Below are 14,488 nucleotides of genomic sequence, written 5' to 3' on the forward strand. Positions count from 1 at the left end.
GTTCCCGGGAATGCGGGTGGCTATGACGAGCGCGGGACGGGCCCCTTTGCCGGGCCCATTCCCTTCGGGCGCCGACCTGCCGCCAGGTCGGCTTCCGGGGGTGCGTTGCCGCACGTCCCTCCGGTTCCGGAGGGCCGGTATGCGGTTCTGCCGTGACGGTCTCCGTGAAATAGCAAGCGCTTTCCGGTTTCTGGAAAGTATCGCCGGTGTTAAGGGCTGTCAAGGGATCGGATCGGCAAGCAGAAAAGGTGTGGAATATGGCGCGGACCCTGTGGACTTTACCGATTGATGCCGCGGTCCTGGCCGCCTTGTCCAGGCGGCCAGGACCGCGGGCGGAGTGGAACGGCGGCCCGTTCAGTGCCCGTTCAGTGCCCGTTCGTGGCGCGGGCGGCCGCGACCTGGCGCAGCACCTGCGGCACCACCTGACCGCCCGCGGGCGCGAGCGCCGGCGTGTAGGTCCAGGCGTGCCCGACCCACGGGTCGGCCAAGTGGTCGTCGGGCACCGGCGTGATGCGCAGCAGCGCCCGGAACAGCGGGTCGAGCACCGGGCCGTAGGCCCGCGCGTCCTCCCGGTCGGCGACCATCATCAGGTGGACGCCGACCGAGGGCCCCTCGTCCGCCAGGTAACGGAGCTGCGTGACGGACCTGTCGTCGAAGCCGTGCGGGAAGTCGTGGACGACCAGCAGCTGTTCGGCCAGGTCGATGTCCTGCGGCAGGGCGTCGGCGACGCCGCTGCGCACGGCCATCTGCACCAGGTCGACGCGCTGCGTCAGCCGCCCGAGCACTGCGCCCACGCCCGCGGCCCCGGCCGCGGGCGGCCCGGCCAGCGCGCCGGACTCGGTCAGCGGCGCGAGCGCTGTGGCGGCGGCGCCCGCCGGGTCGATGATGTGGACACTGAGCCCGCCCGCGGGGTGGGCCGCCAGCAGGCGGGCGGCGATGACCGCCGCCGTACCGGCGGCGAGCCGGCGCAGCTCGTCGCCGTCGACGAGCGCGGATTGCACCGAACTGCCGCCGCGCCCGCTGTCGATCCACAGGCCGCGTTGCAGCGGCAGCCGCACCAGCATCGGGATACGCAGGTCGACCCGCTCGGGCAGGCTGAGGTCGCCGAGGCGCAGCGCCATCGCCGTCTCCTCCGGCACCCGGTACTGCTGCCATACGGCGCTGTCCCAGCGCGCGTAGGCGGGCGGCAGGGCGGGCTCGACGACCGCCGCCTCGGCGATCAGCTGGGCCACGTCGCGGTCGAACGCGGCCCTGGCCTGGTCGACGAGCTGCGTGTGCTTCGCGCGTGCGGCGTTGCGCGCCGCGTCGGCGGCGGGGCCCACACGGGTGCTCGGGTCGGAGAGCACCGAGTCCAGTTCCCGGTCCATGCGCGAGTCGGCGAAGTCGACGGCGCTGCGGTAGGCCGCGGTCGAACGGGCCAGGTCCTCGAACATGCCCCAGACCTGGTTGTACAGCCGCTCGTCCATCGACCAGCCGGTCGCGTCGCCCGCGACGGGCCGCGGGTGCGCCCCCTGCTGCGGCCCGGGGGCGGCCGGCGGCGGGGCCGAGGGCGCGGCGGGGGCGTCGGCGGTGTGGCGTCCCGGGTGCCGGTAGTCGATCCGGCCGCCGGTCGCGCCGCCCGCGACGGGCCGCGGGGCGGTCCCGCCGCCGACCGGGGCGGCGCGGCGTTCGCGGTCCGCGTCGGCGGTCCGCGGCGGGGGCGGCGCGACCGAACGCGCCATGCCGCCGGCGACCGCCTCGTCGATGGCGGCGGCGAGGTCCCTGGCCTGCGGCAGGCCCTGGTCGTGGAGCATCGCGGCGAGGCCGCCCGCGTAGCCCTGGCCGACGGCCCTGACCTTCCAGGCGTCGTTCCTGCGGTACAGCTCCAGGGCGACGACGGCGGACTCCGCGTCGAGGTCGATGATGGTGTAGCTCGCGACGGGGGTGCCGTCCAGGCCGGTCACGGCGACGAAGGGGGCCGCGACGGCGCCGAAGCTCGCCGGGCCGCCGGTGCCCGTCGGCAGGGCGAGCATCACGTTCACCCGGTGCACGGCGGCGGGCAGCGCGCCGAGGTCGACGGCGAGCCGGTGGTCCGCGGCGGCCTGCTTGGAGACCTCGATGCCGGGGAGGCGGGGCGATGCCGGGTGGGCGACCCACTCGGCGTCCTTCATGCGCCCCGCCTCGTCGTTGAGCGTCACTCCGGCCAGAATCGGCCGGCCCGCGGACACCCGTATTTCCAGGCGGGTTTCGGGAAGCGGGTGGTTCTGCCCGCGGATCAGCTCGGCCGTCATGCTTGCGCCCCCTCGTTAGGTCGCCCCGCCGGGCGATACCCGGCGCGCTGCGTGTGGATGGTGTGCCGCGTGTGGATGGTGTGCCCCATGTGCCCCGTGCGCCCGGCGAGCCCGGCGTGGCCGCGTGCCACTGCCGGGCCCGATGGTATCCGCGCCGTGCGCCGCGCCTACAGGTAGGGAATCAGCGCGGGCATCAGGTCCTGGAAGGTGCGGCCGTTGGCCGGCTCGCCGATGGCGGTCATCTGCCAGCCGTTGCCCTGGCGGTGCACCTTGGCCATGACCTGCGCGGTGTACTGGCCGCCGCCGGTCAGCGTGTACCTGGCCAGCTCCTGGCCGTTGGTCTCGTCGACCAGACGGCAGAACGCGTTCTGCACCTCGGTGAAGCTCTGGCCGGTGAAGGAGTTGACGGTGAAGATGATCTGGTCGATGTGGACCGGAATGCGCTGGAGGTCGACGAGGATCGCCTCGTCGTCGCCGCCCTGCCCGGCGCCGCCGACAAGGTTGTCGCCGGTGTGGCGCACGGAGCCGTCGTCGGACACCAGGTGCTGGAAGAAGACGACGTCCACCGGCTGCTTGTCGGCGAACACGACGGCCGAGGCATCGAGGTCGATCTCCCGGGAACGCGACCCGAACAGTCCGCGGCGCGGGGCCGCCTGCCAGCCGAGTCCCATCCGCACCGCGGTCAGGGTGCCCCCGTCGGACTTCGCCAGGTTGATCGCCTGTCCCTTGGACAAGTTGAGACTCACGTGCTAACCCTTCCCGGATCGGATCACCGCCGGTTCCGGCGGTGATCCGCACCCTACGCAGTGCGGACGGCGGTCCGGGGCACCCGCCTCGCTTTGTGGCAGTCCTGCAATACTCCCGCGGCACGCCCGCGCGTGAACGGGCCTGCCGCGGGTCCGTCGTTCACCGGTCGCCGTCGCGGTGTTCGCCGGGCGGGCGCGCGGCCGGGTCCGCGTGCTTGGACCGTTCCGCGTCGCGCAGTGCCACGCGGCGGATCTTCCCCGAGATGGTCTTGGGCAGTTCGGCGAACTCGATCCGCCGGATGCGCTGGAACGGCGCGAGCCGCGCGCGGCTGTGGTCGAAGAGGGCGCGCGCGGTGTCCGCGTCCGGTTCCCAGCCGGCCGCGAGGACCACGTACGCCTTGGGCACGGCCAGCCGCACCGGGTCAGGCGAGGGCACGACGGCCGCCTCGGCCACCGCGGGGTGCTCGATCAGCGCGCTCTCCAGCTCGAACGGCGAGATGCGGTAGTCCGACGCCTTGAACACGTCGTCGGAACGGCCCACGTAGGTGAGGTAGCCCTCGTCGTCGCGGGCGGCGACGTCCCCTGTGTGGTAGTAGCCGCCGGCCATCGCCTCGGCCGTGCGCTCGGGGTCGTCCCGGTAGCCGGTCATCAGGCCGAGCGGCCGCGCGGACAGGTCGAGGCACAGCTCGCCCTCGTCGCCTTCCTGCCCGGTCACCGGGTCGATGAGCGCCACGCGGAAGCCGGGCGCCGGGCGGCCCATGGAGCCGGGTTTGACCGGCTGGCCCGGCGTGTTGGCGACCTGCACGGTGCTCTCGCTCTGCCCGAAGCCGTCGCGGATGGTCACCCCCCACGCCTCCCGGACCCGTTCGATCACCTCGGGGTTGAGCGGCTCCCCCGCCCCCGCCGCGATCTGTGGCGGTCGGCGCAGCAGCCGCAGGTCGGACTGGATCAGCATGCGCCACACCGTGGGCGGCGCGCAGAAGCTGGTGACCCGGCAGCGGTCCATGTGGGCCATCAGCCGGGCGGCGTCGAAGCGCGTGTAGTTGTGGACGAAGACGCACGCCTGCGCGTTCCACGGCGCGAAGACGTTGCTCCAGGCATGCTTGGCCCAGCCGGGCGAGGAGATGTTCAGGTGCACGTCGCCCGGCCGCAGGCCGAGCCAGTACATCGTCGACAAGTGCCCGACGGGGTAGGAGAGATGAGTGTGCTCGACCAGCTTCGGCCGGGCGGTCGTGCCCGAGGTGAAGTACAGCAGCAGCGGGTCGCCGCCCGCGGTCGGCCCGTCCGGCTCGAAGGCGGCGGAGGCGGCGGAGACGGCGTGCGCGTCGGCGTGGGCGAGCCAGCCGGGCGTCGGCGGGCCGACGGCGATGCGGGTGACGTCCGCGGGCACCCCGGCGAACTTGCCGGTGTGCGCCGAGCCGGTCACCACGTGCCGCGCCCCGCCGCGCAGCACCCGGTCGGCCACGTCCTCCGGGCCGAACAGCGGCGTCGCCGGGATCAGTACGGCGCCCAGCTTCATGGCGGCGAGGATCGTCTCCCACAGCTCGACCTGGTTGCCGAGCATGAGGAGCATCCGGTCGCCGCGGCGGACGCCGTGCCCGCGCAGCCAGTTGGCCAGGCGGGCGGACCGGGCGGACAGGTCGGCGAAGGACCAGACCCGTTCCGAGCCGTCCTCCTCCACCAGCCACAGGGCGGGCGCGTCGTTGCCCTCGGCGATGACGTCGAACCAGTCCAGCGCCCAGTTGAACGTGTCCAGCCGAGGCCAGGTGAACGTCGCGTACGCGGTGTCGTAGTCGTCGCGGTGGGCCAGCAGGTGATCGCGGGCCGCCCGGAACGTCGCGGTGCTCGAAGTCGCGGTCATGACGGAACGGTGCCCGCCCGCGCGCCGCCCGTCCACCCCGAAGGGGGTGCCACGGGACCGCGGACGGGCACCGCCGGGGTCAGCCGGCCGCCGCGCGCCAGGGCTCGTAGTGCGGGTTGTCCACACACTCGGCCATGATCTCGGTGTCCGTGGTGCGGTCGACCGGGCAGGCACCCACGATGAAGGAACGGTCGATGCCGCCGGGGAACGCGACCTCCACCTGGTCGGCCCACCGGTGCTGGTCACCAATCGTCGCGTTGACGTCGATGCCGCCGGGGGCGTCCACGTAGTAGTTGTACTTCGCCCGGCCCCACTCCTTGTACAGGTCGTGGTCGTAGGTGGTGCTGACGAACGGCGAGGGCTGGTTCTTCAGCACGTACGCCTCCAGGTCGTACTGGCCGTTCACATCCTTGGGCCGGAAGCCCTCCTCGAAGATCACCGCGGGACCGCGGTTCTCCGCGCGGTAGAGCTGACGGCAGTCGGTGCGGTGGGCGGGCGCCGGGGAGATCCGGTCGACGTCCACGTCCCGGGTGGCCGCGGCGTACAGCGGGTCCTGCACGGACGGGCAGGCCACGGCGGCCGCCGCCGTGCCGGTGGCGCCGGGCGCGGAGGTGAACAGCAGGGTCAGGGGCAGGGCAACTGCCGCTGCCCTGCGCGCGATTCGTTTGATCAGCATGCCGTACACCCTGGCGGCGGGACCTCGCGGAGGCGGGAGATATCACCGGTACGAGCGGTAGATGTCACCGGTTCGAGGGCGTGGCGGAGGACGTGGCGGACAGCGGGACGGTGGCGGCGACCGGCAGGGCACGCAGCAGCAGGACCGACCGTTCGGGAACGGTGATCGTCTCCCCGCCGTGGTGGACGGTGCCCGGCGCGGTGTCCTGGTCCTCGCGCGAGGTGTCGATCAGCAGCGCGTAGGCGTCGGCCCAGGGCTGTGCGGGCAGCGGGAACTCCACCGGGGCGGCCCCCGCGTGCAGGATCGCCAGGAAGCTGTCGTCGGTCACCGGGCGGCCCTTGGCGTCGCGCTGCGGGATGTCGCGGCCGGAGAGGAACATGCCGAGCGTGGCGCCCGGCGCGTACCAGTCCCGTTCCGTCATCTCCTTGCCCGCCGCCGTGAACCAGCCGAGATCCCTTATGCCCTCAGGACCCTGGCGCCTGCCGGAGAAGAACGCGCGTCGGCGCAGCACCGGATGGTCGCGGCGCGTCCGGATCAGGCGGCGGGTCAGGTCGAGCAGGGGCCGCCAGGCCGGGTCGGTGCGCAGCGACCAGTCGATCCAGCCGGTCTCGTTGTCCTGGCAGTAGCCGTTGTTGTTGCCGTGCTGGGTGCGGCCCATCTCGTCGCCCGCGACGAGCATGGGCACGCCGGTGGACAGCAGCAGCGTGGTGAGCAGGTTGCGCAGCTGGCGGCGGCGCAGCGCGGTGATGCCCGGGTCGCCGGTCTCGCCCTCGGCACCGCAGTTCCAGGAGCGGTTGTCGTCGGTGCCGTCGCGGTTGTCCTCGCCGTTCGCCTCGTTGTGCTTGGCCTCGTAGGTGACGAGGTCGCGCAGCGTGAACCCGTCGTGTGCGGTGATGAAGTTGACCGAGGCGTACGGGCGGCGCCCGCCCCACGCGTACAGGTCGCTCGACCCGGACAGCCGGTAGCCGAGGTCGCGCACGTCGGGCAGCGCCGCCCGCCAGTAGTCGCGGACGGTGTCGCGGTAGCGGTCGTTCCACTCGGTCCACAGCGGCGGGAACGCGCCGACCTGGTAGCCGCCGCTGCCGACGTCCCAGGGCTCGGCGATGAGTTTGACGCGCCGCAGCACGGGGTCCTGGGCGATGACGGCGAGGAAGGGGGAGAGCATGTCGACGTCGTGGAACGAGCGGGCGAGCGCCGCGGCCAGGTCGAAGCGGAAGCCGTCCACGCCCATCTCCTGCACCCAGTAGCGCAGCGAGTCGGTGATCAGCCGCAGCACTTGGGGCTGCACGACGTGCAGCGTGTTGCCGCAGCCCGAGTAGTCGGCGTAGTGGCGCGGGTCGTCGGCGAGCCGGTAGTAGCCGGGGTTGGCGATGCCGCGCAGGGAGAGGGTCGGGCCCAGCTCGTCGGCCTCGGCGGTGTGGTTGTAGACGACGTCGAGGATGACCTCGATCCCCGCCTGGTGCAGGGCGCGGACCATGGACTTGAACTCGCCGACCTGCTGCCCGCGCGTGCCGGTGGCGCTGTAGGCGGCGTGCGGTGCGAAGTAGCCGATGGAGTTGTAGCCCCAGTAGTCGCGCAGCCCGCGGCGCAGCAGGTGGTCCTCGTGCGCGAACTGGTGGACGGGCAGCAGCTCGACGGCGGTGACGCCGAGGGAGACGAGGTGGTCGACGGCCGCCGGGTGGCCGAGCCCCGCGTAGGTGCCGCGGAGTGCCGCGGGGACGCCGGGGTGGCGCATGGTGAAGCCGCGCACGTGCAGTTCGTAGATGACGGAGTCGGCCCAGGGGGTCTTGGGCCTGACGTCGTCGACCCAGGTCTCGGTGTCGTGCACGACGACGCCCTTGGGGACGAACGGCGCGGAGTCGCGGTCGTCGCGGACGGTGTCGGCGAGGTCCTGCCGCTGGTGGTCCCTGTGGTGCCCGTACACCTCCGGGGGCAGCCGCCCGAAGTCGCCGTCGACAGCCCGCGCGTAGGGGTCGAGGAGCAGCTTGGCCGGGTTCCACCGGGCACCGGCCGCCGGGTCCCACGGGCCGTGGACGCGGTAGCCGTAGCGCCGCCCCGGCCGGACGCCGGGCACGAAGCCGTGGAAGATCTCGTGGGTCAGCTCTTCGAGCGGGCAGCGGATCTCCCGCCCGTCGTCGTCGAAGAGACACAGCTCGACGGCGTCCGCGCCGCCCGCCCACAGGGCGAAGTTGGTGCCCTCGACGCCGTCGGGGCCCGTGCGGAACCGCGCGCCGAGCGGCGCCGGGCGGCCGGGCCAGACATCGGTCGTCGCACGCTCGGGTGCCTGGGACACGGGTGCCTCCACATCTCGCTGCCCGGATACTTCCCGCTGCGCGGGGCGCCCTCACGTGCGGGGCGGGGCTCCACCGGGTGTGAGTGGCATTCAATCAGTTTTGCGGTGATTGCCGCGTTTTACCGTTGGATCGCCCGCCGTGTTCGCCGCAGGCCCTTGAACTGCGACGGAACAGTGACAATCGGCTTTCCTTCCCGTAAGCGCGGTGTGATTACCTGGCATCAGGAGAGGGTGTGCGGAGGGAGAGGGGTCCATCGTGAAGACGGGGCCGGTCGCGGCGTTGCTCGGGCTACTGCTGCTGGTGCTGACGGCGTGCAGCGGAAGCAGTGAGGCGGGGGAACGCGGCGGCGAGGGGGAGACACCGGCCGGCGCGGAGTCGGTCGACATAGCCATCGCGCCCGGGGACGGCGCCACGGACGTGGCGACCTCGGGCGCGCTCGAAGTGACGGCCGAGCACGGCACGCTCACCGAGGTCACGGTCACCGACGCCGAGGGCGCCGCGGTGCCTGGCGAGCTGTCCGGGGACGGGACGTCGTGGCGGCCGGGCGAACACCTGGCGAACGGCACCGACTACACGGTGACCGCGACCGGTGAGAACGCGGGGGGCGAGGAGCAGACGCGCAGCGCCGCGTTCACGACGACGGCGGCGGACGCGACGTTCACCAGCAACTGGAATATCGCGGACGGGGCGACGGTCGGCGCCGGGATGGTGCTGTCCATGACGTTCGACACCCCCATCGAGGACATGGCGGCCGTGCGCGACGCGGTGCGGATCAGCGCCGAGCCGCACGTCGACGTCCGCGGGCACTGGTTCGGCAACCAGCGTCTCGACTTCAGGCCCGAGGAGTACTGGGCGGCCGGCACGGAGGTGACGGTCAGCTTCCGCGTCCGCGGTGTGGAGGGCGCGCCCGGGGTGTACGGCACGCTGTACGAGGACGTGACGTTCACCGTCGGCCGCAGCCAGGTGACCACCGTGGACGCGGCGGCGATGACCATGGAGGTCGTGCGCGACGGGGAGAGCCTGCGGACCATTCCCGTGACCACGGGCGCGCCCGGCACGCCCACGTGGAACGGCAAGATGGTCATCACCGAGAAGCACGAGGAAACGCGGATGGACGGCTCGACCGTCGGTTTCGGCGGCGAGTACGACATACCGGATGTGCCGCACGCGATGCGGCTGAGCACCTCGGGGACGTTCATCCACGGCAACTACTGGGCTTCCGGCTCGACGTTCGGCAGCGAGAACGTCAGCCACGGGTGCGTCGGCCTCCAGGACACGCAGGGGGCGAACGACTCGTCCACGCCCGGCTCCTGGTTCTACGAGAACTCGATGATCGGCGATGTCGTCGAAGTGATCAATTCTGACGACGATGTGATCGCACCCGACAACGGCATCAACGGGTGGAACATGGCCTGGGCAGAGTGGGGCGCGGGGCAGTAGTGATCCTGCCCAGGGCATATGTGGGCGACCACGCCAGGATCACCCACCCCAGAAGGGCCAGTTACCACGGAACTGCCCGCGCGCGGGGCATATGCAGTCCATGATGGGAGGATGGCAGCAGCGTCGGACACTCCCATGCTCGGAGTCAGGGAAGAGGACGAGTCGACCGACACAGCGTGGGATCTCGGCCTCGACCCCTCGGCCGGCGAAATCCGCCTTCCCTCCCGCGCGCGTTCGGCGCGCGTCGCCAGACGGCTGACCCAGCGGCAGCTCCAGCAGCGCTGGCTGCTGCCCGCCGAGCTGACCGACGACGCGGTGCTGCTGGTGTCCGAGCTCGTGGGCAATGCGGTGCAGCACGCCGGTGCCGCGGAGTTCGGGCTGCGGATTCGCCGCCGCCGCGGCTGGATTCGCGTCGAGGTCCGCGACCCGTCCCGGGCCCTGCCCTGCCACCTGCCGGTCCGCGAGATGGACGTGGTCAGCGGCCGGGGCCTGTTCCTGGTCGACACGCTCGCCGACCGCTGGGGCGTCGACCTGCTCGCCGACGGCAAGTGCACCTGGTTCGAGATGCGGGTCAGCTACCGCCCCGTCGGCTGACCCCGGCGGCCGGCCCGGCGGCCGGGATCTCGTGCCCGGCCCGGTGCGCACTCGGCGCGACGCCGTGGCGGCGCTTGAACGCGACGCTCAGCGCGAAGGCGTTGGCGTATCCGACGCGGCGCGCGATGGCGCCCACGGTCGCGTCCGTATCGCGCAGCAGGTCGGCGGCCAGCGCGATGCGGTGGCCGGTGAGATAGCGCATCGGCGGCTCCCCGACCCGGGCGGTGAAGCGGCGGCCGAGCGCGGCGCGGGACACCCCCGCCCCCGCCGCCAGCTCCGCGAGCGTCCACGGCCGCGCCGGGTCCGCGTGCAGCAGCCGCAGCGCCCGGCCGACGACCGGGTCGTCCCCGGCCGCGTACCAGTCCGGGCGGTCGGCGCCCGCGCGGCCGAACCAGGCGCGCAGCGCGGACGTCAGCGTCAGGTCGAGCAGCCGGTCCAGCACGGCCTGCTGTCCCGGCCCGTCCCGCGTGACCTCCTCGGCCAGCAGATCCAGCGCGGGCAGGCGCACGTCGGCGGCCGCGACCACCAGCACCCCGGGCAGCGCCGCGAGCAGCCGGTCGCCGATCTCCCCGCGGCGCTCGACGGCACCGGCCAGCAGCAGCGCGGCGCCGCCCGGGCCCATATCGCAGGTGCGCAGCCGCCGTTCGACCTCGTCCCCCGCGTCCGTGCCGTCCGCGCGGGCGCAGTAGTCGGCGTCGGTCACGAGGTACCGCGGCCGCGTCGCCGGATCGTCGGCCACGGTGTAGGGCGCGGGACCACGGGTGATGACGACGTCCCGCTCCCGCACGCGCACCGGCGCGCCCGCGGCGGGCAGGACCCACGCGGCGCCGCGCAGCATCGTGGACAACGTCAGCGGCGCGCCGGTGGCGAACCGCAGCGACCACGGCGGGCTCATCAGCAGCTGCCGGAAGAGGGCGCCCCGCGCCCGCACCCCGCCCAGTACCTCGGCCAGCACATCCACGTCGCCGTCCACGCCCCCGTCCACATCCGCGTCCATGGCCTCGACTGTAACCGCGTGGACGCTCGGACATCCCAGCGAGCGGAACGGCCATGGCCCGTCTCCCGGGCGGCGCGTTCACTGGAGCCATGACTGATCACCCGATACTCGTCACCGGCGGCACCGGCACGGTCGGCAGCCGCGTGGTGTCCCTGCTGCGGGAGCGCGGGCACGCGGTGCGCGTGGCCTCGCGCGGCGCCGCGGAGCGCTTCGACTGGCAGGACCGCACGACATGGGACACCGCGCTGGCCGGAGTGCGGCGCATGTTCGTGGTGCCGCTGGACGGCACGACCCTCACCCGGCCCTTCCTCGCGCGGGCGGCGGACCACGGGGTCGAACGCGTGGTGCTGCTGTCGGGCCGCGGCGTCGACGTGCCCGGCTACATCGAGGAGGACCCGAACGGCCTGGGCGAGACGCACGTGGACGGCGAGGACGCGGTCCGCGGCGGCACCGCGGACTGGACGATCCTGCGGCCGGGCTGGTTCGCGCAGAACTTCAGCGAGGGCTTCTTCCGCGAGGCCGTGCTGTCCGGCGAACTGCGGCTGCCGGTCGGGGACGGTGCCGCCTCGTTCGTCGACGCGGCGGACATCGCCGCGGTGGGCGTCGCCGCGCTCACCGAGGACGGCCACGCCGGGCAGATCTACGAGCTGTCGGGGCCCAGGGCCCTGACCCTCGCCGAGGCCGCGGCCGAGATCTCCACGGCGACCGGCCGCGAGGTCCGTCACGTTCCGCTGCCGCCCGGGCAGTTCACCGCGGAGCTGATCGCGCAGGGCTGGCCGGCGGCCGACGCCGAGGGCTTCCTCCTGAGCCTCTCGCCCCTCGAACGCGGCCTCGACGAGCACCTGTCGGACGGCGTGCGGCGGGCGCTGGGGCGCGAGCCCCGCGACTTCGCCGCCTTCGCGCGCGACGCCGCGCGCGCCGGGGCGTGGCCGGCGCGCGCGTAGGCCGAGGCGCCCGGGGACATGTGTCCCCGGGCGCCCGCGTCGCTCAGCGAGCCTGCCCGAGGGCGGCCTGCGGTCCCGCGCCAGCCGTCACGATCGACGGCACGTCGGCGGCCGGGTCCAGGGTGTAGTCGTACGGGATCTCGTTGACTCCGGTGCCGGTGCTCTCCGGCTCGCCCGAGCCGTCGTACACGTTGTCGCGTTCGACGAGGTCGCCGGGGCCCGAGTCCATGTACCCCACGTGGGTGGGCGCCGGGACGTTCTCGAAGTAGTTGCCCTCGACGAGCACGCCCGCGCCCTCGGTGGAGGCCACGCCGTAGATCTCGTTGCTGTCCAGGTAGTTGTTGAACACGTGCACCGGGTTGCCGTGGCGCACACGCGGGTTGCGCTCGGCGCTGCCGTCGAACCAGTTGTGGTGGTACGTCACCCGCAGGTGGCCGCCGTCCTCGTCCTCATTGCCATCCGTGTGGCCGAGCAGCATGTTCTTGTCGTGGGTGGTGTGGTTCCAGGAGATGGTCACGAAGTCGGAGCCGCTCTTGACGTCGACGGAGCCGTCACTGCCCGACCCGAAGAAGTTGTGGTCGATCCAGACGTTGGTGGAGCCCTCCTGGACGACGATCGCGTCATCGCCCCAGTCGTCGAAGTTCATGTTGCGGATGATGACGTTCTCCGCATCGCTGACCTTGAGGCCCGCGCCCGTGAGGCCGGAGTCGGTGCCGACACCGAGGATCGTCTTGTCCGAGGAGACGTCGTTCATCTCGTCCGGCATGCTCAGCTCGCCGTCGACGAGGAGGGTCAGCGGTTCGTCCGACTCCAGCAGCTCGGCCAGGGTGTCGCCGTCGGTGACGGTCACCGACTCGCCGTCGGCGCCGCCGGTCGTGCCGCCATTCTCCGCGGCCCAGCCGACCAGCTCGTCCTGCACCGGGTCCCCCGGCTCATCCGGCTCGTCCGGGTCCCCCGGCTCGTCCGGAGGCGTGGTGTCCAGGTTCCCCGCACCGGCGCCCGCGCTCACCACCGACGGCACGTCCTCACAGGGCAGGACGGTGTAGTCGTAGGGGATCTCGGCGACGCTGCCGCCGGTCTCGCCCTCGCCCGAGTTGTCGAAGCAGTTGTCCCGCGCTTCGAGGTTCCCGTCGCCCGAGTCGCCCTCGCCGAGGTGGAAGGGGTCGTCGACGTTCTCGAAGTAGTTGGCCTCGACGAGCACGCCCGCGTCCTCGGTGGAGGCCACGCCGTAGTCGTCGACGTCCAGGTAGTAGTTGTTGTAGACGTGCACCGGATCGCCGAAGCGCGCGCGGGGGTTCCGCTGGTCGGTGCCGTCGAAGAAGTTGTTGTGGTAGGTGACGTTCAGCCGCCCGACGTCCTGCTCGCTGTTGTCGTCGTCGTGGCCGAGCAGCATGTTCTTGCCGTGCATGCTGTGGTTCCACGACACGGTGACGAACGACGAGCCGCGCTTGACGTCGAGCGCGCCGTCGCTGCCGCTGACGAACGTGTTGTGGTCGAGCCAGATGTGGTGGGAGAACATCTGGACGTTGATCGCGTCGTCCTCCCAGTCCTCGAAGGTGAGGTTCTGGACGATGACGTTGTGCACGGCGTCGTCCGGCGGATCGGTGATGTCGTCGTCGAGGGGCAGCCCGATGTTCAGCCCGGCACCGGTGAAGCCCGAGTCCGCGCCGACGCCGATGAGCGTCTTGTCGGAGGTCACCTCCTGCATCGGGCCCGGCAGCTCGATCATGCCGTCGACCTGGATGACCAGCGGCCCTTCCTGGCCGGCGGCCTCGATGAACTCGTCCGCGGAGCCGACCGTCACGGTCGGGCCGCCGGCACCGCCCGTGGTGCCGTCCTGGCCCAAGACCGACATCGAGGCGAAGCCCTCCGGCTCGCCGACGGCCGCCGCGGTCGGGTCCGCGCCCGCGCTCGGGGCGACCGTGAGGATCGTCCCCACGACGAGCGCGCCCGCCGCGCCGCCGATCAGCGCGTTGCGCCCGGCCCTGCGGCCGAACGGTCGCGCCTCCTCGCTCTTGCCTCTTCCTCGGTGGCGCACATGTATGGATGCCATGCTGTGTCCTCCTGAAGGTCCGCGTCCGGCCGACGCGACCTGATCGCGTGCCAGGCGTGCCCTGCCCGCGGTGGCGGACCGCAAGGCCGAGGGGAGCCGTGCGCTCGTCCTGCGCACAAGGCTCTGCCTGGTGGATGGGGGGTGTGCCGGTATTGCCGCGCGGCGGGTGGCTCGCTACGTAACCTAGCCGGAGGACAGAGGACGATAACGCGACGCATGTGGACTCGGACGCCCGGAGCCGACGGGGACGGAGGCGCCCTGGGGTCACAGCGGACCGAAGCGCCCCCCGGGCCGGCGTGGCGGCGTCACCGGTGACCGCAGGCCACGGGTGGCCCGGCGCCTGCGGTCGTTGCACAGCAGGCACTTGCCCCAGCCGGGCGGCAGCGGATCGTCCTTGTCGCCGTAGAGCGGGTCGACCGCGCCGCGCGGATGCTCGCGGCACCCCGTCTCGCCCGGCCCGTCCACGTAGGACTGGGCCGCGGCCAGCGCCCTGCGGAGCGCGTCCACCAGCACCTCGGCCTGCTCCCCCGCCGGCTCGTCGTGGTCGAAGGCGATGTCGGACGCGGTCCGCAGGGCCGCCTGGAGGTCCCTCAGCTCGGACTGCTGATTCATG

At 72.7% G+C, this 14,488-nt stretch carries 11 protein-coding genes; 3 read left to right on the top strand and 8 right to left on the bottom strand.

What is annotated here, in order from left to right:
- Window positions 1-365 precede the first annotated feature (365 nt).
- The 5 genes from RM779_RS01295 to glgX form a co-directional block, all read right to left on the bottom strand.
- The gene (locus tag RM779_RS01295; protein WP_311614847.1) at window positions 366-2,270 is read right to left on the bottom strand and encodes a TerD family protein; all 1,905 of its coding nucleotides are present in this window, start codon (window positions 2,268-2,270) and stop codon (window positions 366-368) included.
- Between the two features lie 167 nt (window positions 2,271-2,437).
- Window positions 2,438-3,016, bottom strand: coding sequence for a TerD family protein (locus tag RM779_RS01300; protein ID WP_311614850.1), 579 nt, complete (start codon window positions 3,014-3,016; stop codon window positions 2,438-2,440).
- Window positions 3,017-3,176: 160 nt separating this feature from the next.
- Window positions 3,177-4,877, bottom strand: a complete 1,701-nt coding sequence (locus RM779_RS01305; protein WP_311614852.1) for an AMP-binding protein — start codon at window positions 4,875-4,877, stop codon at window positions 3,177-3,179.
- 79 nt (window positions 4,878-4,956) lie between these two features.
- Window positions 4,957-5,553 carry an ADP-ribosyltransferase gene (locus RM779_RS01310; protein WP_311614853.1) on the bottom strand — a complete coding sequence of 199 codons (597 nt, stop codon included), beginning with the start codon at window positions 5,551-5,553 and terminating at the stop codon, window positions 4,957-4,959.
- 64 nt (window positions 5,554-5,617) lie between these two features.
- Complete coding sequence (glgX, locus tag RM779_RS01315; protein WP_311614856.1) at window positions 5,618-7,846, bottom strand: glycogen debranching protein GlgX; 2,229 nt, start codon at window positions 7,844-7,846, stop codon at window positions 5,618-5,620.
- 256 nt (window positions 7,847-8,102) lie between these two features.
- Between glgX and RM779_RS01320 the strand changes: the two genes are divergently transcribed.
- Both RM779_RS01320 and RM779_RS01325 read left to right on the top strand, forming a co-directional pair.
- A complete protein-coding gene (locus RM779_RS01320; RefSeq protein WP_311614858.1) occupies window positions 8,103-9,287 on the top strand; it encodes a L,D-transpeptidase in 1,185 nt (394 codons plus the stop codon).
- Between the two features lie 111 nt (window positions 9,288-9,398).
- Window positions 9,399-9,881, top strand: a complete 483-nt coding sequence (locus tag RM779_RS01325; protein ID WP_077058716.1) for an ATP-binding protein — start codon at window positions 9,399-9,401, stop codon at window positions 9,879-9,881.
- Here the strand turns inward: RM779_RS01325 and RM779_RS01330 are convergent.
- Window positions 9,859-10,842: an AraC family transcriptional regulator gene (locus RM779_RS01330; protein ID WP_449657292.1), complete on the bottom strand. Its 984-nt coding sequence runs from the start codon at window positions 10,840-10,842 to the stop codon at window positions 9,859-9,861. The two genes, RM779_RS01325 and RM779_RS01330, sit on opposite strands and share 23 nt — an antisense overlap.
- A gap of 125 nt (window positions 10,843-10,967) precedes the next feature.
- Between RM779_RS01330 and RM779_RS01335 the strand changes: the two genes are divergently transcribed.
- Window positions 10,968-11,822: an NAD(P)H-binding protein gene (locus RM779_RS01335; protein WP_311614861.1), complete on the top strand. Its 855-nt coding sequence runs from the start codon at window positions 10,968-10,970 to the stop codon at window positions 11,820-11,822.
- 43 nt (window positions 11,823-11,865) lie between these two features.
- Here the strand turns inward: RM779_RS01335 and RM779_RS01340 are convergent, their stop codons facing one another.
- Together RM779_RS01340 and RM779_RS01345 are read right to left on the bottom strand one after the other, a co-directional pair.
- A complete protein-coding gene (locus tag RM779_RS01340) occupies window positions 11,866-13,875 on the bottom strand; it encodes a pectate lyase family protein (RefSeq protein ID WP_311614865.1) in 2,010 nt (669 codons plus the stop codon).
- A gap of 264 nt (window positions 13,876-14,139) precedes the next feature.
- Window positions 14,140-14,487, bottom strand: a complete 348-nt coding sequence (locus RM779_RS01345) for a hypothetical protein (protein WP_077058719.1) — start codon at window positions 14,485-14,487, stop codon at window positions 14,140-14,142.
- Between the last annotated feature and the right edge of the window lies 1 nt (window position 14,488).

Origin of the sequence: Streptomyces johnsoniae (assembly GCF_031845565.1) — a bacterium.
Lineage (GTDB): Bacteria > Actinomycetota > Actinomycetes > Streptomycetales > Streptomycetaceae > Streptomyces > Streptomyces johnsoniae.